General features: G+C 66.1%; 22 protein-coding genes. 5 read left to right on the top strand and 17 right to left on the bottom strand.

Annotation, left to right across the window (positions count from 1 at the left end):
* Positions 1 to 48: 48 nt before the first annotated feature.
* Complete coding sequence (locus tag SAMIE_RS10420; protein ID WP_066703341.1) at positions 49 to 1500, top strand: MATE family efflux transporter; 1452 nt, start codon at positions 49 to 51, stop codon at positions 1498 to 1500.
* Positions 1501 to 1508: 8 nt separating this feature from the next.
* Here SAMIE_RS10420 and SAMIE_RS10415 read toward each other — a convergent pair whose 3' ends face one another.
* Entirely contained in the window at positions 1509 to 3161 is a 1653-nt protein-coding gene (locus SAMIE_RS10415) for an ATP-binding protein (protein ID WP_066703343.1), read from the bottom strand.
* A gap of 226 nt (positions 3162 to 3387) precedes the next feature.
* Between SAMIE_RS10415 and SAMIE_RS10410 the strand changes: the two genes are divergently transcribed.
* The gene (locus SAMIE_RS10410; RefSeq protein ID WP_232037211.1) at positions 3388 to 4500 is read left to right on the top strand and encodes an acyltransferase family protein; all 1113 of its coding nucleotides are present in this window, start codon (positions 3388 to 3390) and stop codon (positions 4498 to 4500) included.
* Here the strand turns inward: SAMIE_RS10410 and SAMIE_RS10405 are convergent.
* The 11 genes from SAMIE_RS10405 to SAMIE_RS10355 form a co-directional block, all read right to left on the bottom strand.
* Positions 4470 to 5474 carry an LLM class flavin-dependent oxidoreductase gene (locus tag SAMIE_RS10405; protein WP_066703400.1) on the bottom strand — a complete coding sequence of 335 codons (1005 nt, stop codon included), beginning with the start codon at positions 5472 to 5474 and terminating at the stop codon, positions 4470 to 4472. The genes SAMIE_RS10410 and SAMIE_RS10405 overlap by 31 nt on opposite strands.
* Positions 5475 to 5520: 46 nt before the next feature.
* Entirely contained in the window at positions 5521 to 5961 is a 441-nt protein-coding gene (locus tag SAMIE_RS10400) for an Hpt domain-containing protein (protein WP_066703347.1), read from the bottom strand.
* Between the two features lie 91 nt (positions 5962 to 6052).
* The gene (locus SAMIE_RS10395) at positions 6053 to 6277 is read right to left on the bottom strand and encodes a sulfurtransferase TusA family protein (RefSeq protein ID WP_066703349.1); all 225 of its coding nucleotides are present in this window, start codon (positions 6275 to 6277) and stop codon (positions 6053 to 6055) included.
* A complete protein-coding gene (gene der, locus SAMIE_RS10390) occupies positions 6264 to 7628 on the bottom strand; it encodes a ribosome biogenesis GTPase Der (protein ID WP_066703351.1) in 1365 nt (454 codons plus the stop codon). Before der ends, SAMIE_RS10395 begins: the two co-directional genes overlap by 14 nt.
* 91 nt (positions 7629 to 7719) lie before the next feature.
* On the bottom strand, positions 7720 to 9078 hold the full coding sequence (locus SAMIE_RS10385) for an outer membrane protein assembly factor BamB family protein (RefSeq protein WP_066703357.1): 1359 nt from the start codon (positions 9076 to 9078) through the stop codon (positions 7720 to 7722).
* An 8-nt stretch (positions 9079 to 9086) separates the two neighbouring features.
* Positions 9087 to 9785: a tetratricopeptide repeat protein gene (locus tag SAMIE_RS10380; RefSeq protein ID WP_066703403.1), complete on the bottom strand. Its 699-nt coding sequence runs from the start codon at positions 9783 to 9785 to the stop codon at positions 9087 to 9089.
* 76 nt (positions 9786 to 9861) lie between these two features.
* Complete coding sequence (panB, locus tag SAMIE_RS10375; RefSeq protein ID WP_066703359.1) at positions 9862 to 10734, bottom strand: 3-methyl-2-oxobutanoate hydroxymethyltransferase; 873 nt, start codon at positions 10732 to 10734, stop codon at positions 9862 to 9864.
* Between the two features lie 74 nt (positions 10735 to 10808).
* Positions 10809 to 13298, bottom strand: coding sequence for a TonB-dependent receptor (locus SAMIE_RS10370; protein ID WP_066703362.1), 2490 nt, complete (start codon positions 13296 to 13298; stop codon positions 10809 to 10811).
* Between the two features lie 127 nt (positions 13299 to 13425).
* Positions 13426 to 13614: a YezD family protein gene (locus SAMIE_RS10365; protein WP_066703365.1), complete on the bottom strand. Its 189-nt coding sequence runs from the start codon at positions 13612 to 13614 to the stop codon at positions 13426 to 13428.
* Positions 13615 to 13721: 107 nt separating this feature from the next.
* Positions 13722 to 14387 (bottom strand): RBBP9/YdeN family alpha/beta hydrolase, encoded by a 666-nt coding sequence (locus SAMIE_RS10360; RefSeq protein WP_066703368.1) that lies wholly within the window; start codon positions 14385 to 14387, stop codon positions 13722 to 13724.
* A gap of 139 nt (positions 14388 to 14526) precedes the next feature.
* Positions 14527 to 14892, bottom strand: a complete 366-nt coding sequence (locus SAMIE_RS10355) for a PRC-barrel domain-containing protein (RefSeq protein ID WP_066703371.1) — start codon at positions 14890 to 14892, stop codon at positions 14527 to 14529.
* A gap of 88 nt (positions 14893 to 14980) precedes the next feature.
* Between SAMIE_RS10355 and SAMIE_RS10350 the strand changes: the two genes are divergently transcribed.
* Positions 14981 to 15412 carry an OsmC family protein gene (locus tag SAMIE_RS10350; protein WP_066703374.1) on the top strand — a complete coding sequence of 144 codons (432 nt, stop codon included), beginning with the start codon at positions 14981 to 14983 and terminating at the stop codon, positions 15410 to 15412.
* Here SAMIE_RS10350 and SAMIE_RS10345 read toward each other — a convergent pair.
* The 4 genes from SAMIE_RS10345 to SAMIE_RS10330 form a co-directional block, all read right to left on the bottom strand.
* Entirely contained in the window at positions 15384 to 16271 is an 888-nt protein-coding gene (locus tag SAMIE_RS10345; protein ID WP_066703377.1) for a DMT family transporter, read from the bottom strand. The genes SAMIE_RS10350 and SAMIE_RS10345 overlap by 29 nt on opposite strands.
* 85 nt (positions 16272 to 16356) lie before the next feature.
* The gene (locus SAMIE_RS10340; protein WP_066703380.1) at positions 16357 to 17163 is read right to left on the bottom strand and encodes a class I SAM-dependent methyltransferase; all 807 of its coding nucleotides are present in this window, start codon (positions 17161 to 17163) and stop codon (positions 16357 to 16359) included.
* An 84-nt stretch (positions 17164 to 17247) separates the two neighbouring features.
* On the bottom strand, positions 17248 to 18780 hold the full coding sequence (locus tag SAMIE_RS10335) for a CpaF family protein (protein ID WP_066703383.1): 1533 nt from the start codon (positions 18778 to 18780) through the stop codon (positions 17248 to 17250).
* Positions 18777 to 20342, bottom strand: a complete 1566-nt coding sequence (locus tag SAMIE_RS10330) for a 6-pyruvoyl-tetrahydropterin synthase-related protein (RefSeq protein WP_066703386.1) — start codon at positions 20340 to 20342, stop codon at positions 18777 to 18779. Before SAMIE_RS10330 ends, SAMIE_RS10335 begins: the two co-directional genes overlap by 4 nt.
* A gap of 123 nt (positions 20343 to 20465) precedes the next feature.
* On the opposite strand from SAMIE_RS10330, the gene SAMIE_RS10325 reads away from it, so the two are divergent.
* A complete protein-coding gene (locus SAMIE_RS10325) occupies positions 20466 to 21473 on the top strand; it encodes a glycosyltransferase family 2 protein (RefSeq protein WP_066703389.1) in 1008 nt (335 codons plus the stop codon).
* Positions 21446 to 22171: a class I SAM-dependent methyltransferase gene (locus SAMIE_RS10320; protein WP_066703392.1), complete on the top strand. Its 726-nt coding sequence runs from the start codon at positions 21446 to 21448 to the stop codon at positions 22169 to 22171. Before SAMIE_RS10325 ends, SAMIE_RS10320 begins: the two co-directional genes overlap by 28 nt.
* Here SAMIE_RS10320 and SAMIE_RS10315 read toward each other — a convergent pair.
* Complete coding sequence (locus SAMIE_RS10315; RefSeq protein ID WP_066703395.1) at positions 22163 to 23650, bottom strand: hypothetical protein; 1488 nt, start codon at positions 23648 to 23650, stop codon at positions 22163 to 22165. The genes SAMIE_RS10320 and SAMIE_RS10315 overlap by 9 nt on opposite strands.
* Positions 23651 to 23702: the final 52 nt, after the last annotated feature.

Raw genomic sequence — 23702 nt, 5'->3', positions numbered from 1 at the left:
CCGTTCCAAGGGGAGGATGATCGCGGCGCGGGTAAGGGGAGTGAGAGAATGAGCGGACCGGCAAAAGGGACACGCGATCTGACGCAGGCGCCGATCGCGTCGGCGCTGCTGCTGTTCGCCATCCCCACGCTGCTGTCCAACATCCTCCAGTCGCTGAACGGGTCGATCAACGCGATCTGGGTCGGCCGCTTTCTGGGAACGCAGGCGCTGGCGGCGACGGCGAACGCCAACATCATCATGTTCCTCATGTTTTCGGTCGTGTTCGGCTTCGGCATGGCGTCGACCGTCGTGATCGGTCAGTCGGTAGGGCGGCGCGACATGGAGGCGGCGCGGCGTGCGTTCGGTTCCGCCATCGGCTTTTGCTCGATGCTCGGGATCGGCGTCGCGACGGCGGGCTGGGTCGGCGCGCCCGCGCTGCTGCGGCTGCTGGCCACGCCCGCGGGTGCCTATGACATGGCGCTCGTCTATCTGCGCGTGATCTTCATCGCGATGCCCGCCTCACTGCTGGGTCTCATGATCATGATGGGGCTGCGCGGAGCGGGGGACGCGCGCACGCCGCTCATCTTCATGATCGTAAGCGTGACCATCGACCTCGTGCTCAATCCGGTGCTGATCCTGGGGCTGGGACCGGTGCCCGCATTCGGCATCGCGGGATCGGCGGCGGCGACGGCGGCGGCGGGCTTCGTCAGCCTGATCGGCGTGATCGCCTATATCTACGCGAAGGACTTGCCCTTGCGCCTGCGCGGGAGCGAGCTGCGCTGGCTCTGGCCCGCGCCCGACCAGCTTCGCATTCTCGCTGCCAAGGGGCTGCCGATGGGTTTGCAGATGATCGTCATGTCGGCGTCCGGCCTCGTCATGATCGGCCTCGTCAACCGGGAGGGGCTGCTGGTGACGGCGGCCTATGGCGCGGCGCAGCAGATATGGACCTATCTCCAGATGCCCGCGATGGCGATGGGCGCGGCGGTGAGCGCCATGGCGGCGCAGAATGTGGGCGCGGGGCGCTGGGACCGGATCGGGCGGATCACGGGCTATGGCCTTGGCTATCAGCTCGCGATCACGGGCACGATGATCGGCGTCATCCTGCTGTTCCACGAAGCGCTGCTGGCGCTGTTCCTCGGCAGCAACCGCGCGGCCATCGACGCGGCGTGGAACATGCAGACGATGGTGACGTGGAGCTTCCTGCTGTTCGGCTGCACGATGATCCTGTTCGGCGTGATGCGCGCCAATGGCGTGGTGGTAAAGCCGCTGCTCATCCTCATCTTCACCCTGTTCGGCGTGCGCCTCGGCTTCTATCATCTCGCCTACCCGCTGCTGGGTGCGGACGCCCTGTGGCTCAGCTTTCCCGCCGGGTCGGTCACATCTCTGGCGCTGGCGAGCGCGGTCTACCTGCATGGCGGCTGGCGCAAGGCGAAGCTGATCGCGCCGGTGCACGCGGAGGAATGCCGCGAAACCGTGAATAGCGAGGCTGAACCCGCCGGACGCATCGCGCCCGCCGGGTAGGCGCGGGGTCAGCGCCCCTGATTGCGCCAGCGCGTGATGGTGCGGTCGAGGATGTCGGCTTCCTGCCCGCTCTGCCGCCAGAGCTGCGTGAAGCTGGGATCGCTCGACGCGGGGCGGCGATGCGCTTCCAGATCGTCGAATGCGACGCGGATCGGCACGGCGACGCCCTCGCCGCAGATGATCGCTTCCCGGTTGCGCAGTGCCGGGATCGAATCGAGGAAGCCGCGCGCGCCTTCGGGCATGGCGGCTTTCACGAACGCCTGATCGCGGTCGTTGTTGAGACGCATGGAAATGATCGTGCCGCACTGTGACAGCACACCTTCGGCCAGATCGGACGGGCGCTGCGTGATGAGGCCCAGCGATACGCCATATTTGCGGCCTTCCTTCGCGATCCGCTCCAGGATGCGGCGCACCGCCTGCCCGCCGCCCACGCTGGAGCTGGGGATGTAGCGATGCGCTTCCTCGCAGACGAGGAGGATGGGGCGCTGCGGTTCGTCGCGCGCCCAGATGGCGTAATCGAAGACGAGGCGCGAGAGCACGGACACCACGGTCGACGTGATGTCGGACGGCATCGCCGAAACGTCGATGATCGAAATCGGCCTGCCGTCTGCGGGCAGGCGGAAAATCTTGGCGATGAACTGCTGCATCGTGTCGGCGACCAGCATGCCGGAAAACATGAAGGCGTAACGCGGGTCGGCCTTGATCTCCTCGACCTTGGTCTTGAGCCGCATATAGGGCAGCGTGCCGGTGCCCTTGTCCAGCTTGCCCATCTCGTTCGACAGGATGGTGGTGAGGTCGGACAGCAGATAGGGGACTGGGGAATCCACCGTCAGGCGACCGATGGTCTCCGCGAGCCGGTTCTTCGACCGCGCGGCGAGCAGGCATTTGGCGAGGATGTCGCAATCGACCGTGCGTTCGGCGCCCTCGGCGGTCACGAACACCTCGCAATGCTCCTCGAAATTCATCAGCCAGTAGGGCAGGGCGAGGTTGTTGATGTCGAACACCGCGCCGTTTCCGGCGAATGCCGCGCCATATTCCCCATGCGGGTCGATCATCACGATATGCCCCTGCGGCGACAGGTCGCAGATGCGGTGAAGGACGAGCGCGGCGCTGGTCGATTTGCCGGTTCCGGTCGATCCCAGCAGCGCGAAATGCTTGCCCAGCATGGAATCGACATAGAGGGCGGCGCGCGTGTCGCTGGTGGGATAGACGGTCCCGACCTCGATGTTCGCGCGGTCGTCGGCGGCGTAGATCTGCTGCATGTCGGCGGCCGACACGGGGAAGATGTCGGTGCCCGGCGTCGGATAACGGGTCACGCCGCGGCGGAAGCGGTGGATGCGGCCCGTCAGCGCTTCCTCGTCGCCCTCGCCCAGAAAGTCGATATCGGCGACGATGCCATGGTTCGTCTGGTCGAGGACCAGCGACCGGACGCTGGCGATCAGCCAACTGCCGCCCACGCGCAATTTGACCTGGCTGCCCACCTGACCCGCCATGGCGATGCACGGATCGGCGTCGTGACCCAGCAAGGCGATTTGCTGGGCGTCGAACAGCGCCTTGGAACTCGATCCCGCGATCTGGAACAGCATGCCCATCGCCGGATAGGCGTTCGCATGATTCGGCAGCGCGGCCGTAAATTGGTCCACCCCCGGCATATGGGTCATGGTTGTTATCTTCCCCAAGCGGCCGGACCCGCATCCGGCACAGGAGGCCGATCATAGGGGGCGAAAGTAAAGAACGGCTTTATGGCCGGATGCGGGGCCATTTTCCTGCGCCTGCGAGGGTTAAGGGCAGGTGAGCAGCGGTCCATTTCGGACAAGAACTTGGCATCCGAAGGAACAGCCGCCATGGCCAAGGCATTGTTCAGGCGTAACAATCGGGATGGAATATTTGCCGGCTTCTTTCTCTTCTGACATCGCACGCCGGTCCGACGCGATCGCCATTGCGCGCGTCATCTGCATATTGGGCGTGGTGTATGTGCATGCCTGGACCGGTCAGGGCGGCGTGGCCCTCGCGGAAATGCACGGCAGCGCGCAGGACAATCTGCGCTGGTTTCTGATGGAGGTGTTCGGGCGCAGCGCGGTGCCGCTGCTGGGCCTCATATCCGGCTGGCTGGTCGCGGGATCGCGCACCACGCGTGACTGGCGCGCGCATATCGGGCGCAAGGCGCGCACCATCCTGCTGCCGATGATCCTGTGGAACATCATCGCGATCCTGGCCGTGTCCGGCGCGGCGCTGGTCGCGGGGCTGCAGGCGCCCACGCCGCAGTCGATCGGGTGGCTGGCGCAGGAAGTGCTCATCGTCAGCCGCAATCCTGACATCAACGTCCAGATGCCGTTCCTGCGCGATCTGTTCCTGTGCATGGTGGCGGCGCCGGTGCTGATCCGGTTGCCGACATGGGCGCTGGCGATGGTCGTGGCGGTGGCGGGCCTGTGCCATATCGCGGGGTGGGGCGCGCCGGTGTTGATGCGCGCGTCGATCCTGTTCTTCTTCACGACGGGCATTATCGCGCGCCGGCACGGCTGGGCCGAGAAGGTGGCGGCGATGCCGCTGCTGCCCGCGCTGCTGCCTTTCCTGCTGCTGATGGGTGCGCAGCTCTATCGCGCCATCGTCATCGGCGACGCTGGCCTGCGCAGCAGCCAGGCAGCGCTCGATCTGGCGGTGCGGGTGAGCGCGGCGCTCGCCTTCTGGCGGATCGCATGGGCGCTGGCGGCAAGCCCCGCGCGTGCAACGCTCCTGCGGATCGAGCCTTACGCCTTTTTCCTCTTCTGCGCGCACCTCATCCTCATCTGGGTGGGCGGGCCGCTGATCGGGAAACTGTCGGGCCGGATGGGCGAGCCGCTCTATCCGCTCTACCTGATCGCACAGCCTTTCCTTGTGCTGGCAGTGATCGTGCCGGTCGCCAGCGGCCTGCAGCGCATTGCGCCTGCCGCCGCCGGGGTGCTGAGCGGCGGGCGGCTGGCGGCGCGGCGTCAGGCGGCTTCGCGCACCGTGATGGCCTGAGCCGCCGCCATCGCGATGGCGACGCTCCGCTTGCGCGCCTCATGGTCGAAAATCTGGGAGGTCAGGATCACCTCGTCCACCTGCGTGCGGCGGAGGAAGGCGGCAAGGTCGCGCTCCACATCGGCCTGCGTGCCGATCGACGACACGCTGAGCACATCGGACAGCATCGCCCTGGCCTGTGGCGGCAGGCTTTCATAATAGCCCGCGACAGGGGGCTGGAGCTTCCCCGGCTGTCCGGTGCGCAGCCGCACGAACGCCTGCTGCATGGATGTGGCGAGCAGTTGCGCTTCCCCGCCCGTATCGGCGGCGAATATGTTGAACGCGGCCATCGCATGCGGCTGCTTCAACTGCGCCGAAGGGCGGAAATCGCGGCGGTAGATCATCAGCGCTTCGTCCAGGGCGGCAGGCGCGAAATGCGAGGCGAACGCATAGGGCAGGCCCAGCGCGGCGGCGAGCTGCGCGCCGAACAGGCTCGATCCCAATATCCAGATCGGCACATTAGCGCCCGAGCCGGGCGTCGCTTCGATACCGAGCCGTTGGTCGCCCGCGAGGAATGCCTGCAATTCGATCACGTCGCGGGGAAACTGGTCAGCCCCGCCCGCAAGGTTGCGGCGGATCGCCTGCGCGACGCGCTGGTCGGACCCCGGCGCACGCCCGAGGCCAAGGTCGACGCGGCCGGGGAACAGCGCCTCCAGCGTGCCGAACTGTTCGGCAATCACCAGCGGAGAATGATTGGGCAACATGATGCCGCCCGCCCCGATCCGGATGGTGGAGGTCGCGTGGCCGATATGCGCGAGCACGACCGCCGTCGCGGCCGATGCGATGCCCTCCATCCCATGATGTTCCGCCACCCAGAGGCGGTGATAGCCCAACCGTTCGGCGTGGGCGGCAAGGTCCGCCGCATCGGCGAGCGCGGACGCCACGCTGCCGCCTTCGCGGACAGGAACGAGATCGAGGAGAGAGAAGCGCGTCATGGCCGCCATATGGGGCCAGGACCGGTTTTATTTCAAGACTTGATTGTCAGCCCGCCCGGCCGAAACCCGCCACCGGTATGTCGACGCGACGGCCGAAGGCGCCGGGGCGGCGCAGGACGGTCGGACTGGCTTCGCGGTCCAGCAGAGCCATCGTCTCGGTGAAACAGGGGCGCAGCGCGACGATCGTTTCGATCAGCTCTTCCGGTCCCTGCCGCGCCTCGACGCAGCGGCGCGCGGTCATTTCGATATGCTCGGCCATGGCGCTGAGGCGATAGGCGCCGAATTGCGCGGATTCGCCCTTCAGCGTATGCGCGGGACTGACGAGCGCGGCGGAGTTGCGGGCGCGGAATGCGTCTTCCACCGCCTTGATCGACTTGACTCCATCTTCGCGGAAATAGCCCAATATGCGCAGGAACGCCGCGCCCAGCTCCGCCCGCGAACGGGAAAGATGGGCGAGATTAACCAGTTCGGTATCGTCGTGGGACACCCGAGCGCTCCTTTGCCTAGACCGGACGCTTGTAGGTGCGGCGCGTAAACAGCCGGTTAAGGCAGGCTTTCAGTGCGCAGGGAGACGCCGATCACCCCTGTTTTTCGAGGAGGAAGCGATCCGTTCCGGTCCGCGTGAAGGCCCAGCCATGCCCCTCCGCCAGCGCGGCGAGTTCCGTTGGCGCGACCGGATCGTCGGCGGTGACGCGCACCGCGCCCGCGCCTTCCCGCATCGCCCGCGCGGCGCGCAGCGCGGGCCAGGGGCATTTCATCCCGCGCGCGTCGATCTCGACCGGCGCGGCCTTATTTGTTGCCATAGGGATTCTTGGCGCTGCGCAGCGTCAGGCGCACCGGCACCGCGCCGAAACCCAGTTCCTTGCGGATGCCGTTCACCAGATAGCGGCGATAGCTTTCGGGCAGTTCGTCGAGCCGCGTGCCGAACAGAACGAAGGTCGGCGGCCGTGTCTTGTTCTGGGTGATGTAGCGCAGCTTGATCCGCTTGCCGCCCGGCGCGGGGGGCGGGTTGGCCTCCAGCGCGCGTTCGAACCAGCGGTTGAGCACCCCGGTCGAGATGCGCTGCGACCAGGCGGTGCGGGTTTCGAACGCGACGTGGATCAGATCGTCCAGCCCTTTGCCGGTGGCGGCGGACACGGTCATGATCGGCACGCCGCGCACCTGCGCCAGACCGTCGTCCAGCGCCTTCTTGATGCCCTGATAGAGCGCCGACCCGTTTTCGACCGTATCCCACTTGTTGAGCGCGATGACGAGCGCGCGCCCTTCCTCCAGCACCCTGTCGGCGATGCGCAGATCCTGCGCCTCAAGTCCCCGCGTCGCGTCGAGCAGCAGCACCACGACTTCCGCGAAATTCACCGCGTTGAGGCCGTCGCTGACCGCAAGCTTTTCCAGCTTGTCCTGCACCTTGGCGCGCTTGCGCATGCCCGCGGTGTCGATCAGGCGCACGGGGCGGATCGCGTTGTCGCGGCTGACCCATTGCCAGTCGACCGCAATGCTGTCGCGGGTGATGCCCGCTTCCGGACCGGTCAGCAGGCGGTTTTCGCCCAGCAGCCGGTTGATGAGCGTGGACTTGCCCGCATTGGGGCGGCCGACGATGGCGAGCTTGAGCGGTGCGCTTTCGTCATCCTCGTAAAATTCCTTTTCATCCTCCGCATCCTCCCGCTCCAGATGGGGCAGCAGCGCTTGGAACAGGTCGGCCAGACCCTGCCCATGTTCGGCGGAAAAGGGGATGGGTTCGCCAAGGCCAAGGCCGAAAGCCTCCATCACGCCGGGGTCCGCCGCTTTCCCTTCCGCCTTGTTGGCGACGAGCACGACCGGCGCGTCGTTGGCGCGCAGCCAGCGGGCAATTTCCTCGTCCAGCGGGGTGATGCCGGCGCGAGCGTCGATCATGAACAGCGCGACATCGCAATTGTCCACCGCCGCCTCGGTCTGGATGCGCATCCGTCCGGGAAGCGACTGCGGATCTTCGTCCTCATAGCCCGCCGTGTCGATGATGGTGAAGTCGAGGCCCAGCAGATGCGCCTCTCCCTCCCGCCGGTCGCGCGTGACGCCGGGCTGATCGTCCACCAGCGCCAGCTTCTTGCCGACGAGGCGGTTGAACAGGGTGGACTTGCCCACATTGGGGCGTCCGACGATCGCTACCGTGGGCAGCATGGCCCATTTCCTTCCAGAATCATGACTTCAAAAACAGCGCACCCGCGCAGGCGTGGCCTGCGCGGGTGCGCCGCATAGCATAGCGGTGGCGTCAGCGGAACGCTGTCAGCTTTCCGTCGTCGGCCAGCACATAGAGCATGTTGTTGGCGACGATGGGCGACAGCGACATGGACCGCTTCATATCCACGGTCGCCTGCACCGATCCGCTGGTCGGATCGACATAGGCCATTTCGCCGCGCGTCGACACCACGATCAGGCGATTGCCCGCCAGCACCGGGCCGGTCCAGCGGATCGCCTTGTCCTTTTTCTTTTCCTTCTGCCAGCGGCGCAACTGGCTGATCCAGCGGATCTTGCCGGTGGCGCGCGCGACGCAGAGCAGCTTGGCGTCGCTGGTGACGGCGAACACCCATTCGCCCACGACCCACGGCGTCGAAATGCCCGCGATGTTGATTTCCCACAGGCGCTGGCCGCTGGTCAGTTCGTAGGAAGCCATGCGCCCGCCCTGTCCGATGGCGAACACGCGGCCCCGGTCGATCACCGGGTCGGCGTCGATGTCGGTCAGGCTGGCGACGGCGGTCGAGATGCTGGTGCGCGACAGCGCATCGCCCCAGAGCTGCCGCCCATTTTCATAGCGATAGGCGTTGATTTCGCCCGAACTGTAACCAGCGATCACCGTGCCCTGCGCGGCGGCGGGGGCGGCGACGCCGAAGATGCCCGTCACCTGAAGCGTGCCGCTGTCGGTCCACTGGGTCTCGCCATCTGTCTGATTGAGCGCGAAGATCTGGTTGTCCTGCCCCATCACATAGACATGGCCGTTTTCCAGCGTCGGCGCGCCGCGCAGCGGGCCGCCCAGATGCTTTTTCCAGACGATGCTGCCGTTCGCCGCGTCGAGCGCCGCGACATCGCCGACGCCCGTGCTGGCGTAGATGCGGTTGTCGAGCGCGGATACGCCGCCGCCGAAGAGGGCGCGGCCATTATTGCCCTTGCCCTTGCTGTCGGCGGGCAGGCTGGTCTGCCACAGCTTCGATCCGCTCGCCGCGTCATAGGCGATGACATGCGCGCCGCTGTCGATCACGAACAGCTTGCCGCCCGACACCACTGGCGCTGCGGCAAGACGGGCCTGCGGTGAGCTGCCCTCGATCGAGGCGCTCCACACCTGCGCGGGCGATCCGCCCAGCGCGACATGGCCCATCGCCTTGGACGGGTCGCCGCCCGGCTGCGCCCATGCGTCGTTGACGTAGGGCGCGGGCAGGCTGACCGTCACATCGGCGAGTGCCGGATCGACCTCCACGCCCTGTTCGTTGGTCAGGATCGACGTGCGCTTGCCCACCACCGGGGTTTTGGGTCCGCCCTTCTTGCCGCCCACGACGCCGCAGCCCGCGACCAGCGCGATCATCGCGGCCACCGTGACGCTCCGCCCCAGAGGCGACAGGCTCTTCATGCTCACCATCCGCTCGCTTATCCTTCGTTCGGCTCTGCCGGAATTTCGACCGCGTCGATCCCCATGACGCCCGCCATCTGACGCGCGCGTGAACGGATCGAATCGGGCACCTGCGCATCCTTCGCCATCGCCGCGAACATCGGCCCGGCAAGGTCGGTCTTGCCCATCTTCACATAGGCGAGCGCGACCAGTTCCCCCGCGCTGCCGAACCACGGCGCGCCTTCGACCGCGAGCGGCTTCAGCCGGTCCACCACCTGCTGCGGTTTCAGGCCATCGAACTCCAGCGCGGTCTGGCGGATGAGCGCCAGATCGCGATAGGGCTGGTCAAGGCCATCGTCCGCCGCCATCGCCGCATAGATGGCGATCGCGCCCTTCGCGTCGCCCTTGCGCGAAGCGACGCCAGCCTTCGTCAGCAGGGCGGCGGCGCGGTAGCCGGGCTGCCCGGCCTGCGCCAGCGCGTCGAGTTCCTTCGCGTCGGGATTGCCGCCGCCGAGTGCGCTTGTCAGCACGGCGTCCGCCTTTTCGGATGTCGTTTCGGACTGGGTACGGCTGTAATGCTGCCAGTAGAGCCAGCCGCCGAACGCCGCGAGGCCCAGCACGAGCGCGGCGATGGCGGTGCGGCCATAGCGCTGCCAGAAGGTCAGAAGCTGGTCCTGACGGACGGCCTCATCGACCTCACGCATGAAGACTTCGCTATTTTGCGGCGTCAGGGCCACGATATTCTCCGGCACATGGAACAGAAACAGGTTGGCGCAAGGCGCGATCAATAGCGGCGCTGGGCTTTAGCGCAAATTACTTTTTAGGGCGGTAGACCTGTTCGTCGGTCGGAAAGGCGCGGGCGCGCACATCGGCGGCATAGCGCTGCGCGGCGCTGTCGATCAGCGCCGCGACATTGTCGAAGCGTTTCACGAAGCGGGGCACGCGGTCGAACATGCCGATCATGTCCTCCGTCACCAGCACCTGACCGTCGCAATGGGCCGATGCGCCGATGCCGATGACGGGGATGGAAACGCTGTCGGTGACGGCGATGGCAATATCCTCCATCACGCCTTCGATCACCAGGCCAAACGCGCCTGCATCGGCGACGGTGCTGGCGTCGGCGACGATTTTGGCATGTTCCGCCTCGCTCTTGCCGCGCGCGCCATAGCCGCCGAGTGCGTTCACCGCCTGCGGGGTGAGGCCGACATGGCCCATCACCGGAATGCCGCGCTGCGTCAGGAAAGCGACGGTGTCCGCCATCGCGGCGCCGCCTTCCAGCTTGACGCCCGCCGCGCCCGTTTCGGCCATGATGCGGCTGGCGCTGGCGAACGCCTGCTGCGGCGATGCTTCGTAAGCGCCAAACGGCATGTCGACGATGACGAGGCTGTGATAGCTGCCCCGCACCACCGCCGCGCCATGGGCGATCATCATGTCGAGCGTCACGGCGAGGGTCGAGGGGAGGCCGTAGATCACCTGACCCAGCGAATCGCCCACCAGCAGCATGTCGCAATGCGGATCGAGCAACTGCGCCTGCCGCGCGGTATAGGCGGTCAGCATGACGAGCGGATCGGCGGTGCGCCCATCGACCTTGCGGCCCTGAATGGCGGGGACGGTCAGCCGCTTCATCGGCGCGGGCGTCGGATTGGCCCGGCTGGTCGCGGTGTCGAGCGTGAAGGTGGTGGACATGGATGCGCTCTACCCCAGCGCGGGGGCAGGCGCAAATGGGGCGGCCGTGGCTGGCCGCCCCATCAGGACATGGATCAGAAGCTGACCTTGATGGTCCCGCCCCAGGTCTGCGGGTCGCCGACCTGCCCGGCGATCAGGCCGGTGTTGCCCGGCGCGACCTGGAGGTTCTCGATATAGTTCACGTCGAAGACGTTGCGGACCCAGCCGAACACATCGAACCCTTCGCCCCGGAAGCCTGCCCGCAGGTTGGTGAGGGCGTAGCCCTTGACCTCGGTATAGATGGACGGCGAGGCGTTGGAGTTCCAGTGCGACCGGTAATTGCCGTCCACGCCCAGATAGACCTGGCCGTCCTTGTCGAGCAGGTGGGCCGGAATGTTATATTCCGCGCCGTAGGAGAAAGCCCATTTGGATACGCCGGGCAGATCCTGACCCGAAATGTCGCACTGCGGACGGCTGTAGGACGGATTGGCGGTCGTCCCGGCTTGCCCTGCGGGACTCCACAGCGCCGGGTTGGTGGTGATGGTGCCGCCGGACAGTTCGGGCGGGCAGGGCGCGTTGGTGAACTTCTTATATTTGGCGTCGGTGAACGCGCCGTTGGCGTAAGCGGTGAAGCGATCGCTGACGACCACCTTGAAATCCGCTTCGATACCCTGCGAACGCACCTTCTGCGCATTGGCGAGATAGCCGCGCACGGTGCCGAACTGACCGCCGTTCACCGTCGCCTGGAAATTCTTGATCTCGGTGCGGAAGGCGGAGAGGTTGAAGGTGGCCCGGCGGTCCCAGAACTGGGTTTTCAGGCCGACTTCGAAATGATTGACGGACTCGGGCTTTACGGTGCTGGCATCGTAATTGACCGTGTTGTCGGCGTTGAGCGGCAGGCCGTTCTGGTTGATCCCCAGCGTCTTGAAGCTCTTGGCGTAAGTAGCGTAGGCGAGGACGTCGCGCGTCACCTTGTAATTGACGTTGAAGTCATAGGTGAAGTTCCAGGCGCTGTCGGACGGCGCGCTGACCTGCGGCTGATAGACGCCGCACTGGGACGATGTCCCCGCGATCGTGCCGGGGGCGGGCGTTGCGGTGCAACTGATCGCCTGACCCTGCGCATTGGTCACGACGCGCTGATAATAGCCCGACTTCTTGTCGTAATTCAGGCGCACGCCCGGCTGGATGGTCAGCGCATCCGTCACCTTCCAGCTCAACTGCCCGAACAGGGCGGCGCTGTCGGCCTTCAGATACTGGGTGTTGCTGGCGGTCAGCCCCTGAAGCGTGGCGGGGTTCGCCGCATTCGCCCCGGTCAGGCTCCAGCGGGCGGCGTCTGCGCCCTGCTGTTCTGTACCCTGCGTGTCGATCCGCTGCTTGAAGCCGAACAGGCCGACCACGAAGTCGATCTTCTGGCTTTCGTAATTATAGCGGAATTCCTGGCTATATTGATCCTGCTGCGACGGGTTCTGCGACTTCGACACGATCGACAGGCCGGTGAAGTCGCGGTCATTTTCCGGCTTCCAGTCCCAGAAGCGCCAGGCGGTGACGGACGTCAGCGTGCCTGAGCCGACATTCCACTTCACCTTGAGCGACGCGCCGCCGATCTTGTTGCCTGCGTTGAGGTTCGAATCCAGATCGCTCAGCCGGTCATAGGGATTGCGGCTGGGCACCTGATAGACGCGGCCGGGATAGGCGGGGTTGGGATTGGCGTTGATCGCCTTGACCAGCTCGTCATATTGCCGGGTGATCGGACGCTGGGTGGTGCCCACGCGCACGAAGGTCGTGCCGCAGCATTCCGGGTCCTGCTTGCTGTAATCGCCCGACAGGGTGATGCTGAGATCCTCGGTCGGCTGGAACAGCAACTGGCCGCGAATGCCTAGATTGTCCTGCTCGTTGATCCAGCGGCGGCTCGTCACATTATAGAGCGTGCCACGGCGGCTGGTGGTGGCCACGGCGACGCGCGCGGCGATCCTGTCGGTGAGCGGGCCGGAGATCGCGGCCTTCGCCTGCTTGTAATTGAGGTTGCCTGCCGTCACTTCCGCGCGGCCTTCGAAATCGAAGGTCGGCTGGTTGGTCGTGATGTTGATCGCGCCCGCAGTCGTGTTCTTGCCGTAGAGCGTGCCCTGCGGCCCGCGCAGCACTTCGACCTGCGCCACGTCGAGGAAATCGAACGTCGCCGCCGCGACGCGGCTGTTATAGACATCGTCGACATAGATGCCGACGCCCTGCTCGAACCCGTCGCTGGTGAGGCCGAAGGGCACGCCCAGACCCCGGATATTGACCGAGGTGTTGCGCGGGTTGGTGGTGTAGACCTGAAGCGTGGGGGCGAGCTGCTGCAGCTTCACCACGTTGAAATTGCCCGTCGCCTCGATGCTGTCGCCGCGGATGACGGAGATGGCGAGCGGCACTTCCTGCGCGGTTTCGGTGCGGCGGCGGGCGGTGACGACGATCACGTCGCCGCGCGGCGAGGATGCGGCGTCGGCCTGATCGGGCGCCGCGTCCGCCGGGGCGGCCTGCGCGAAAGCGGCAGGCGACAGGAAGGACAGGCCCGCTACGCTGGCGAGCAGAATTTTACGCGCAATCATGCTATTCCCCTTGTTCCGGATGTCCGGTCGATCTCTTGGGGGGCTTGTGTTCGACGCGGGCGGTCCCCCGATCCGCCAGCCGCCGCGCGATCCCGCGCGGGCTTCAATCAGGACGGGACGCCCGGCCTCAACTGGTGAGGCGCGTCTTTTCGGTGACGTCGATCTGCACGACCCGCGCATCATGGACGGTGAGCGTGATCGACCCGAACCGCAGCCCTTCGAGCACGTCGCGCACCTTTTCGATGCTGGCGGCGATGTCGATGCGCTGGCTGGCCGGACGGGCGTCGCGAATGTCGATGGTGCGATGGTCGGTCATATATCCCTCTCTGACCCTCCTTTATCTCAACTGATGAGATAGACAAAAAAGCAAATATAAGGGGCGCGCAAGTTTGTCTTGTCGCGCCCCTTACGGGGGTGAGCCTGTCAGGGATGGAGCGTCGGCGCTGCCTTGCTGTCCTGCTGCGCAAGGGGTACGGCGGGGCGCATCTGCCGCACCGCGCTCGCCTGTTCCTGCGCATTGTCGATCAGCCGTTCGAGCAGCGACTGGCCGAACGCCCAGTCGCCAAGGCCCGAATCGGCGTTGATGTGCCCGGCATAGCCTGCGTCGATAAACTCGCTGCCCCAGTTCTTGCCGATGCTGTGGGCGCGTTCGAAGAAGATATAGGGATCGTTGCGGCTCGCCACGAGGATCGAGGGGAAGGGGAGCTGCGCGCGCGGAACAGGTCCGAAGCCGCCGATGGTTTCAGGCGTTTCCATCCGGTCGCAATCGGGCGGCGCGACCAGCAGCGCGCCGGTCACGGGCCAGCCATAGGCCTGACTCTGGAGCGCGCCCCACCAGCCCACGGCAAGGCAGCCGAGGCTGTGCGCCGCAAGGATGACTGGCGCATTCGCCTCCCGGATCGCGGCATCCAGCCGCGTTACCCACGCATTGCGGCTGGGGCTGGCCCAGCTTCCCAGATCGACGCGCTCACAGTCGCCGCGCTTTTCTTCCCACAAACTCTGCCAATGACCCGGTCCGCTGTTGTTGAGGCCGGGGATCGTCAGGACAACCGGCTGCCGCGCCTCACCCGAAAATCCGAATCGGTCCATCGTCTGATCCTCATCCTTGTCCGAGCTTCCAACCTAATTCTATTTCTTTGGTAGACAATAGGCAGGCGATGAAATGTGGTGAAATCTGGGCAGCCCGTTCATCGGGGAGACAGGTTCGTCGCACGCTCCCCGCGACGGCTCACCACGGGTAGATCTGACCGTAAAAGCTATACACGCTGCGGCCATAATCTTCGCTATAGTCGGGCCGCCCGTCGTCGCCGAAACGGGGCGCCTGATCCAGCACCCGTGCATCGAGATCGACGACATAGCCGCCCTTCCCGGTATCGTAGCCGAGCATCGACCATGGGAGAGGATAGCGATCCTCGCCCAGCCCCAGAAATCCGCCGAAGGACAGCACCGCATAGCGCACCTGCCCCGACCGCTTTTCCACCATGAAGTGCGAAATGCGCCCCAGCCTTTCGCCCTCGCGGTTATAGACCGGGGTGCCTTCCACCCGGTCGGAAGCGATCAGGTCGCGAAGATTTTCGTCTGTTTCGGTAGTCATGTCACTCTCCTGCGGCTTATGGCCTATAGGGGAGCAACCATGGGGGACCGCAGGGGTTCCTCCGCTTTCAGCAGCAGGAGCAAGGCAGATGAAGATCAATCGCAGCGGGTCGGCAGTGTGGACCGGCGGTCTCAAGGACGGCAAGGGCGCCATTTCGACCCAGAGCGGCGCGCTCGACGCCTATCCCTACGGTTTCGCCACGCGGTTCGAGGGCGTTCCGGGCAGCAATCCTGAAGAACTGATCGCGGCGGCGCACGCCTCCTGCTTCACCATGGCGCTGTCGCTGATCCTCGGCGAAGCGGGTCTCACCGCCGACAAGATGGAAACGAGCGCCGTCGTGACGCTGGAGCAGAAGGATGGCGGCTTTGCCGTGACCGCGAGCAGGCTGACGCTCAAGGCTACGGTCCCCGGCGCGGACGACGCAACCTTTCAGGAACTGGCCGCCAAGGCGAAGGCCAATTGCCCCATCTCCAAGCTGTTGAACGCCGACATCAGTCTGGAGGCGGAATTGCTGGGCTGACGATCGGCGGAATGGCGCGGACATGTTCGCGCCACGCAATATAAAGGCCGCTGGCGATGATGAGGACCGCACCGATCCACGTTGTCGCCATCGGCCATCCTTCGCCGATGGCCGCGCCCAGCAAAGTCGTCCAGATGATCGCGCTGTAATCCATCGGCAGCACCGTCGCCACCGGGCCGAAGCGCAGCGCGGCCGTCATGCAAAGCTGCGCAAGCCCGCCGATGGTGCCGATCAGCACCAGCAGTCCCCAGGTGAAGCCGTCATGCGACTGGGCGAAGAAGGGCATGATGATCCCCAGCGGCCCCATCGACAGCACGGTGAACCAGAAGACGGTCACGCCCGGCGGGTTGGTGCGCCCGAGTTCGCGCAGGATCAGGCTGGTGATCGCGGTCAGGATCGCGGCGGCGATGGCGACAAGGACGCCGTGCATCGGGAAATGCCCCGCATCCGGGCGGATCATCACCACCACGCCGGCAAAGCCCAGCAGCACCGCGCTCCAGCGATGGATGCCCGTCGCCTCGCGCAGCACCAGCGCCGACAGGATCGTGCCGAATATCGGCATGGTGAAGCCGATCGCCGCCGCTTCCGCAGGCGGCAGCAGGATGTAGGACAGGAAGTTCAGCCCCATGCCGATGACGCCCGCCATCATGCGGCTGGCGTGCACGCCGATGCGATGCGGGCGCAGGGACGAAGCGCCGCTGGTCAGCAGGACGGCGACGAAGACGACGGGCATCGCGATAAGCTGGCGGTAGAAGACGGTTTCGACGATATTGACGCCGTGATTGGCGGCGATCCTCCCGCCCACGAACATGACCGACAGGCAGATGACGGCGATCAACCGCAGCCCAATGGCCAGCATCGGGCGGTGAGGGCGGGAGTGAGTGTCGTCGGCGGTCACGCCACCCCCTTAGCCCGGCTGCGCCATTGCGCAACCGGGCCACTTGTCACTTCATGGGCTTGCGGAATTTCAGCGTCATGCGGTCGCTTTCGCCGATGGCGAGATATTTGGCCTTGTCGACGTCTCCGTTGCGCAGCACCGGTGGCAGCGTCCACACGCCCTTTTCCCAGTCCGCAGTGTCCTTGGGGTTCGCGTTGATTTCGGAGCTGCCGACATATTCGAAGCCCGCCTCCTGCGCGATGCGGCGGATGGTCGAAACCTTCAGATAGCCGCTCGTCTTTTCGAGTGCGGTGTCGCGATCCTCGGGCAGGCGATGGTCGACCACGCCCAGCGTGCCGCCGGGCTTCAGCATCGTGAAGAAGGCCTTGAAGGTCTCGGCCTCCTTGCCGCCCATCACCATATTGTGAACGTTGCGGAAGGTCAGCACCGTGTCCACGCTGTTCGCGGGGATATTCGCGGTCTCTTCGGGATAGGCGACGACCTGCACCTTGTCATAGACCGGATTGGCGGCGAGGAACTCGCGATATTTGGGCAGGTAGCTGCCGGTCGGCTGGAGCGCGTAGAACGTCCCCTTGTCGCGCAGCAGCGGCGCGAGAATCTCGGTATACCATCCGCCGCTCGGCGCATATTCGACGACGCGGCTGCCCGGCTTCACGCCGAAGAAGGTCAGCGTCTCGACCGGATGGCGGTATCTGTCGCGGGCGACATTGGCGGGCGTGCGCGTGGGTGCGGCGACGGCGGCTGCGACCGGATCGGCGGCTTTGCCATGGCCTTCATGGCCTTCATGCTGCGCAATCGCGGCTCCCATGGGGATCAGCGCCACGGCGGCGGCGAACAGGGCGAGACGGTTCATGCAGGGGGAATCCTCTCTTTGTGGGGAGAGGATGATGTGCCTCGCCCGCACGGGCGAGGCAAGTCAAACCCGCGTGGGCCGTCCTTACAGACAGGCTTCGAGGAAAGGCTGGTCGAACCCGAACTGGCGCGCCTTGTCCAGCGTGTAGGGACGCAGGCCCATGGAGCGATATTCGCCCACGATCTTCCCGCTGTCGTCCTCGTCATGATATTCGAACTTGAACAGTTCCTGCGTGACGATGACTTCGCCTTCCATCCCGATCACTTCGGTGATGTTGGTGACGCGGCGCGAACCGTCGCGCAGGCGCTTCACCTGCACGATGAGATCGACCGAATCGGCGATCTGCTTGGAAATCGCTTCCTTCGGGATCTTGATGTCGCCCATCAGGATCATGTTTTCCATACGGCCGAGGCACTCGCGGGGCGAGTTGCTGTGCAGCGTGCACATGGAACCGTCATGGCCCGTGTTCATCGCGGCGAGCAGGTCAAAACATTCCGCGCCACGAATTTCGCCCAGGATGATGCGGTCAGGGCGCATACGCAGGGCGTTCTTGACGAGGTCGCCGATGGTGATCGCGCCCTGTCCCTCAAGGTTCGGCGGGCGGGTTTCGAGCGGCAGCCAGTGCGGCTGCTGCAGGCGAAGTTCCGCCGCGTCCTCAATGGTCAGCACGCGCTCGCCGGGGTCGATCATCTTCGACAGGGCATTGAGCATCGTCGTCTTGCCCGAACCGGTGCCGCCCGAAATGACGACATTGAACCGGCACGCGCCCGCGATCTTCAGCGCCGTCGCCATCTTGGGCGACATCGCACCCCACTGGGCGAGCATGTCGATGGTGATCGGCTTGGCCGAAAATTTACGGATCGAGATGGCGGTGCCGCGCAGCGACAGCGGCGGCACGATCACGTTGACGCGGCTGCCGTCGGGCAGGCGGGCGTCGGCCAGCGGCGTCGTCTGGTCGACGCGGCGGCCGACCTTGTTGACGATGCGCTGGGCGATCTGGAACAGATGCTCCTCGTCGCGGAACTTGATCGGCGCGATCTGGAGCTTGCCCTTCTTTTCGATATAGGTCTGTTCCGGGCCGTTCACCATGATGTCGCTGATGTCCGGGTCGGCCAGCAGTTCTTCGAGCGGGCCAAGGCCCAGCAGTTCGTCGACCAGCACCTTTTCCAGCGCGAACTGTTCGCGCCGGTTGAGCGTCAGCTTCAGTTCGGCGAGCACTTCCATGATGATCGGACGGAATTCTTCCGCCAGCTCATCTTTGGTGAGCGTCGCCGCCGCTTCGGGATCGACACGTTCCAGCAGGCGCGGAAGCACCTGTTCCTTGATCTTGTGGACGCTCGCTTCAAAGCCCTGCGGTCCGGCGTCGGGCACATGTTCTGCATTGGCGCGTTCGGACAGGCGCGACATGGCGTCGGCGTTGCGCTGCATCTGGCTCGTGGGCGCGGCGAGCGGATCGACGGGCGTTTCGCCGGGCAGGGACGCGATGTCGAGCGGAGGGAATTGCTCACCGCCGCGAGGCGCTTCCTCGCGGGGGGCGGGGCCGCCCTGCATGGGGCGGGCCACGCCGAAACCCGGCTTGATACCGGCAGGTCCATTCTTCCGTCCAAAGGCGCTCATACTTCTCCGCCACTCTGTCGAGACCGGAACGCAAGACGCGCCGGTCGATCCAATCGGGGTGATAAGGGTGAATAGGTCGCAAACTTTGACAAATGGCTAATGCGGCGTTGACCCATTGCCATCAGCGCAAGGAGCAGCGCCGTCGCAAGGCTGATCGCGGCGCCCCATCGCTCCTGCCACAATGTGACGCGCTCGACCCGGTAAAGGCCCGGCGTCGCGGTAAAGTGGATCAACGGACCTGCGCTCGCCACCGGCTGACCGTCGCGCGTCACGCGCCAGATCGGGAAGGCGGCATGGCCCAGCGTCACCGGCCCGGCGCGCCGCACGAGGATGGCGTCGCCGCGCGGCAGGGCGCGATAAGCCGACATGTCGGTCCAGCGATATTTGCGCTCGACATGGGTCAGGTCGAACCCGCGCGGCAGATATTCCGGCGCATCGGGCGCGATCCGCTCGATCTGCGCGGTATCGTCGGGTCTGCCCATGAAGGCGGCGGTCAGAAAACCGGTAAACGCATAAGGGAAGATCAGCAGCAGCGCCCCGCCCGCCGCCAGCGCCGGGCGCAGCCGCACGGACATCATCGCCGTCACCGCCGCAAATTCCGCAAGGCACAGCGCCCGCCACGGAAACTGCACCTTGTTCAGCATCTCGATGTCCCAGACGAACGGGATCAGCCGGACCGACAGCAGCGCCAGCAGGATCGCCATCGCGCCCCAGAAGCTCCGCGCGGCGGGCCACGCCAGCAGCATGAGGCCGAGGGCAAGGCTGGGGAACAGCTCGAAACTCGCGTTCAGCACCGACCAGTCGGTCGCGCGATAATCGGGACCCCACAGCAGCGAAATCGACACATGGCTCTGGAGCGTCATGGCGGGCAGCAGGTAGAACGCCGCAAGGCACAGCGCCATCGCGCCCGCCAGCGCTGCCGGGACCAGCACCGGATCGCGCCGCCACCATCGCCGCGCCACCATCGGCGTGACGAGGAAAAATGCCGTCAGCATCGCCAGCGGCAGATGGCTGAGCAGCAGCCCGGCGCAGGACGCCGCCAGCAGCAGCGTCGCACGCCGCTCGGGTAGCCGGTCGATGGCGAGCGCGATCAGCGGCAGCCACACGAACGCCGCCGCCTCCGCCAGCGCGCCGCGCACATAGATGTCGTGCAGATGATAGGGCGCGGCCATATAGAGCGCCGCCCCCAGCAGCGGATGCGTCCCCCGCGCGGCCAGCCAGCGATACATCGCAAGGCCCGACGCGACCAGCAGGACAAGCCCCGTCAGATTGATCGCCGTCAGGACCGGAATGCCGAGCGCGTTCAGCCCCCCGCCGATCCAGTAAGCGAAAGGCGGATAGAAATAGAAGGCCGGACTACCGATCCCTTCGAAGCTGGCGGGCAGCCAGCGCTCGTAGAAATGCCCCGCCGCCATCTCCTGCCCGAAATGCTCGGTCCACAGGATATTATACTGATGCAAATGCGTCGTTCCCGGCCCCCACAACAGGGCAGGCAGCATCAGCGCCAGCCCGAGCAGCGTGAGCGCGACAAGCGGATGGCGCAGGAGGGGATAAGACCGCATCGCCGCCTCCCTGCCAGACTCATGGTAAAGAAAGCGTGATCGCACGCCCCGCGCTTACCGCCCGTTAACCAATGTCGCCGATACCGGACGCTGGACTTCATGAGGGAAAGCCGCGCCCATCCCATGCGAACGCTCTCGATCGTCATTCCGGTGTATAACGAGCAGGAAGCGCTCTCGCTGTTCCTCGACGCCGCGCGTCCTGCGGTGGACGAAGCGCTGCACCTGATCGGGCCGGGCGCGAGCGCCGAATATCTGTTCGTGGACGACGGCAGTACCGATCGGACCGCCGATCTGCTGGCGATCCTCTCGCGGCTCAATCCCGATGTGCGCTACCTGTCGCTCTCGCGCAATTTCGGCAAGGAAGCCGCGCTCGCGGCCGGGATCGACCATGCGACCGGCGACGCGGTCATTCCCATCGACGTCGATCTGCAAGACCCGCCCGCCGTCATCGTCGACATGGTGTGCGCCTGGCTTTCGGGCGCGCAGGTGGTCAATGCGCGGCGCATCGACCGTTCGAGCGACGGCTGGTTCAAACGGCTGAGCGCGCGCGGCTTCTACCGCCTGCTCAACCGCATGTCGGACTATCCCATTCCCGAAGATGTCGGCGATTTCCGCCTGCTCGACCGGCAGGCCGTCGATGCGATCCGCCAGCTTGGCGAACAGGCGCGCTTCCACAAGGGGCTGTTCAGTTGGGTCGGCTTCAAGGTCGCGACCGTCGATTACGTCCGCGCCGCGCGGGGGGCAGGGGCGACCAAGTGGCGGCTGGGCAAGCTCTGGTCGCTCGCCATCGACGGCATCACCGCGTCCACCACCATGCCGCTGCGCATCTGGTCCTATATCGGCGGCGCGGTTGCGCTGCTCGCGATGGCCTATGCCGCATGGCTGGTCGTGCGCACGATGACCACGGGCGTCGATGTGCCGGGCTATGCCTCCATCATGGTCGCGGTGCTGATGCTGGGCGGGCTTAATCTTCTGAGCCTCGGCATCATCGGGGAATATCTGGGCCGGGTCGCGCGCGAAGTGCGCCAGCGCCCGCTTTATGTCGTGGCGCGCTCTTCGGCGGAGCCGGAAGCGGTCGAAACCGCGCAGGGGGAAGAGGAAAGATGGACCGTTCAGCCTATGCGAGCATGAGCACGCAGGAGGGCGGCCACTGGTGGTTCGTCGCCCGCCGCGCCATCCTCGACAGCCTGATCCGCCAGCGCATCGCGCCTCGCGACGGGGCGCGCATATTGGAGGCGGGATGCGGCACCGGCGGCAATCTCGCCATGCTGGCCAGCCATGGGTGCGTCGATGCTCTCGAATATGACGCACAGGCGCGGGAGATTGCCGGCGCGCGTGGCCTCGCCCGTGTGGAGCCGGGCATGTTGCCCGCGCGGATCGGCTTCGATGACAGCCGCTACGACCTCATCGCAATCCTCGACGTGCTGGAGCATGTGGACGAGGACCGCGCCTCGCTCGCCGCGCTTAGGGATCGGCTGGCGGCAGGCGGCCGCATCCTGCTGACGGTCCCCGCCGTGCCCTGGCTCTGGTCCGACCATGACGTGATCCACCACCACAAGCGCCGCTACACCCTCGCCAGCCTGCGCCGCGTGGCGGAGGAAGCGGGGCTGAAGGTTGAGGGGATCGGCTATTTCAACAGCCTGCTCTTCCCCCTCGCCATGGCGATGCGCACCGCGCACCGGCTCCTGCGCCGCAAGGAAGCGCTCGATGCGCAGCCCTCGCCGCCGGTCAACGCGCTCCTGCGCCGCATATTTTCTTGGGAACGGCACCTGCTCGGCCGCATCCGCTTTCCCATCGGCCTGTCGCTCTACGCGATCCTGTCAGCCTGACGCTTCGTCCGGGCTATACCAGTGCCCGTCCCAGCATCGCGCGGGGCGGGGCGGGCTGACCCGCGCCGGATCGGCGGGGCGGACGAGGGCCGGGACGGCATCCAGCGGCGCGACATAGGTGCTCACCGGAAAATCGCCGAAGCTCTGCTTCCACGCATCGAACAGGTCGCATCGCACCTGTGGCGCGGGTGGGTGGATGAGGGCGCGGCGAACTTCCATGAAGCCGGTGATCGACCCGATGGCGATCAGCCCGATCAGGACCGGGCGCGCGCGCGCCGCGTCGTTCACGCCGTCCGCTACCATGGCCGCGAGGACCATGAGCGCGCTGATCGACGCGCGCATGGGAAAGTCGCTCGACGCGCCGATCTGGACGAAGGGCGCCAGCAGCAGCCAGACCGTCAGCACCGCCAGCGTATCGCGCCCGAAACGCGGGCTGCGGACGAGGAAGGCGAGCGGCGCGACATAGACCAGTATTTCCAGCAGCTCGAACGCTCCCCACTGGACCGGCGGCAGCGCCTGCAGCCGCGCGCCGACCTCTCCGCCCGCCGCTGCGAGATAGAGCAGGCCCGGCGCCGCGATCAGGCTGGCGAGCGCGGGGAGGGCGATGTCGCTCCCGCGCAGGCTGCGCGCGGCGAGTGTTCGCACGCCCGCCAGCGCGGCAAAGGGCATCGCGCCGATCAGGCCCAGCGGCGACCAGAGCGCCGTCAGCGGCAGCAGCGCGAGGAAGGGGCCGGGCGGGAGCTTCCCCGCGCGCCAGAGCAGGAAGCCCAGCGCGCCGACCCAGCCCGAAATCGCATGCGGCGGCACCCAGAAGGCCAGCGTGATGGTCGAACTATACTGGAGATAGGCCCAGTTTTCGATATGATCGGAAAGCCCGCCGCGAAACAGGATGCGCCCGACTGCATCGAGACCGCTGAACAGGACGACGACTATCAGCGCCGTGATCTTTGCGCGCCGCGTCCCGAACAGCGTCGAGCCGAGCGCCAGAAGGCTACCGATCAGGAAACTGTTCTGCGTTAGCAGCGCGATGTCGCCCGCCCGCGCGCCCAGCGCCTTGGCCGCCAGCGCGGGCGCGAAGAACATGCCGATGGGGCCGCGCAGCAACTCGGGCAACCCCCGCGCCGTGTAGACGAAGGGCCAAGGATAGGCGCTCATGTCGCGCATGACGGCATATCGAACCTGCCAGTCGATATTGGCGTAGAAAAACCGGCCCTCGCCGCCCAGCAGCATCAGCAGGAATGCGGCTGCGAAGCTCAGTGCGAGCGCGCCCGTGCTGACGCGCGGCAGGCTGGCGGACGCGCGGTGGAGCCAGACGAGCAGCCCCGCGGCCGCCGCTCCGCCCAGCGCGATCGTCCATCCCGGCATCCCCAGGAAGCGCCAGAGCAGCAACTGGTCCACCCCCAGCCAGCCCGCGAGCGCGACGAGCAGCCAGCGGCCCTCAAGGCCTTTTGCCGGAACGGGGGAAGCGGGCGCGGTCATCTGCGCATCGTCATGGCAAAGAAAAAGGGGCGCGGAAAGCGCCCCTTCACCG

Origin of the sequence: Sphingobium amiense (assembly GCF_003967075.1) — a bacterium.
GTDB classification, from domain to species: Bacteria; Pseudomonadota; Alphaproteobacteria; order Sphingomonadales; family Sphingomonadaceae; genus Sphingobium; species Sphingobium amiense.
Note: the sequence above shows the minus strand (reverse complement) of the source record. Positions and strands in the feature narration are given on the sequence as shown.

Coding starts and splice junctions, on each gene's coding strand:
- SAMIE_RS10370 (WP_066703362.1), bottom strand. CDS start 13,298: ATGATTGCGCGTAAAATTCTGCTCGCCAGCGTAGCGGGCCTGTCCTTC.
- panB (WP_066703359.1), bottom strand. CDS start 10,734: ATGTCCACCACCTTCACGCTCGACACCGCGACCAGCCGGGCCAATCCG.
- SAMIE_RS10315 (WP_066703395.1), bottom strand. CDS start 23,650: ATGACCGCGCCCGCTTCCCCCGTTCCGGCAAAAGGCCTTGAGGGCCGC.
- SAMIE_RS10350 (WP_066703374.1), top strand. CDS start 14,981: ATGAAGATCAATCGCAGCGGGTCGGCAGTGTGGACCGGCGGTCTCAAG.
- SAMIE_RS10360 (WP_066703368.1), bottom strand. CDS start 14,387: ATGGACCGATTCGGATTTTCGGGTGAGGCGCGGCAGCCGGTTGTCCTG.
- SAMIE_RS10415 (WP_066703343.1), bottom strand. CDS start 3,161: ATGACCCATATGCCGGGGGTGGACCAATTTACGGCCGCGCTGCCGAAT.
- SAMIE_RS10365 (WP_066703365.1), bottom strand. CDS start 13,614: ATGACCGACCATCGCACCATCGACATTCGCGACGCCCGTCCGGCCAGC.
- SAMIE_RS10335 (WP_066703383.1), bottom strand. CDS start 18,780: ATGAGCGCCTTTGGACGGAAGAATGGACCTGCCGGTATCAAGCCGGGT.
- SAMIE_RS10395 (WP_066703349.1), bottom strand. CDS start 6,277: ATGGCAACAAATAAGGCCGCGCCGGTCGAGATCGACGCGCGCGGGATG.
- SAMIE_RS10320 (WP_066703392.1), top strand. CDS start 21,446: ATGGACCGTTCAGCCTATGCGAGCATGAGCACGCAGGAGGGCGGCCAC.
- der (WP_066703351.1), bottom strand. CDS start 7,628: ATGCTGCCCACGGTAGCGATCGTCGGACGCCCCAATGTGGGCAAGTCC.
- SAMIE_RS10330 (WP_066703386.1), bottom strand. CDS start 20,342: ATGCGGTCTTATCCCCTCCTGCGCCATCCGCTTGTCGCGCTCACGCTG.
- SAMIE_RS10345 (WP_066703377.1), bottom strand. CDS start 16,271: ATGCTGGCCATTGGGCTGCGGTTGATCGCCGTCATCTGCCTGTCGGTC.
- SAMIE_RS10325 (WP_066703389.1), top strand. CDS start 20,466: ATGCGAACGCTCTCGATCGTCATTCCGGTGTATAACGAGCAGGAAGCG.
- SAMIE_RS10355 (WP_066703371.1), bottom strand. CDS start 14,892: ATGACTACCGAAACAGACGAAAATCTTCGCGACCTGATCGCTTCCGAC.
- SAMIE_RS10405 (WP_066703400.1), bottom strand. CDS start 5,474: ATGACGCGCTTCTCTCTCCTCGATCTCGTTCCTGTCCGCGAAGGCGGC.
- SAMIE_RS10420 (WP_066703341.1), top strand. CDS start 49: ATGAGCGGACCGGCAAAAGGGACACGCGATCTGACGCAGGCGCCGATC.
- SAMIE_RS10340 (WP_066703380.1), bottom strand. CDS start 17,163: ATGAACCGTCTCGCCCTGTTCGCCGCCGCCGTGGCGCTGATCCCCATG.
- SAMIE_RS10385 (WP_066703357.1), bottom strand. CDS start 9,078: ATGGTGAGCATGAAGAGCCTGTCGCCTCTGGGGCGGAGCGTCACGGTG.